1 protein-coding gene is annotated in these 673 nt (G+C 56.2%); it reads left to right on the top strand.

The window, feature by feature from the left end; genetic code table 11:
* Positions 1–410, top strand: a 410-nt coding sequence (locus ACAN56_RS35395; protein WP_379148787.1) for a transposase, incomplete at its 5' end; no start/stop codon positions are given.
* Positions 411–673: the final 263 nt, after the last annotated feature.

Here is a 673-nt window from a genome sequence, read left to right on the forward strand (position 1 = left end):
CGGAGATCCCCTTGGCCGAGCAGTTGCGGAGCATCTGCGGGCTTGGAAACATGACGCTGGCAGCCATTCTGGCTTCAGCTGGCGACTTGCGCCTCTATGCGCATGGCAGGCAATTGTTGCGGCGAGCCGGCCTGAATCTGGCCGAGTGCACCTCCGGCAAATTCAAAGGACAAATCAAGCTCTCCAAACGCGGCGACAGTACGCTCCGCAAACACTTATACTGGGGGATGCTGAATCTCGTGCGGCAAAACCCCGATTTCAAGCGGTGGCATGCGCACAACCAGGCGCAGGGTATGAAGAAGCAGGCGTCGCTTTTTAAACTGATTGGCAAGCTGGCTCGTATTCTGATCGGCATGGTGCAGCGAGGGGAAACATACCGCAGTGCACTTGCAGCCCCGGTTGCCGCGTAAACCCGAACCACGAGAATTGACTTATTCGCAGGATTGTACAGCATATATGCATAAGAGAACCGAGTGCTTGAGTCCGTAAGGGCATTGACCCGTTAAGTAAACGCTATCGGTCTCCACGCCATGGACAGGTGTAACGAAGGAATGTGAGGGCGTAGACCCGTTGAGATCTGGGAGGGTGAACCTCCGTGGGCCAAGTGGAGTGTGCAGGATATCGACGATCTAAAGGCACGTCATGCGTTGCTTCTGTTCCCGCCCGCCCGCTA

The sequence above is a fragment of the Paenibacillus paludis genome (assembly GCF_042610515.1).
Lineage (GTDB): Bacteria > Bacillota > Bacilli > Paenibacillales > Paenibacillaceae > Paenibacillus_AQ.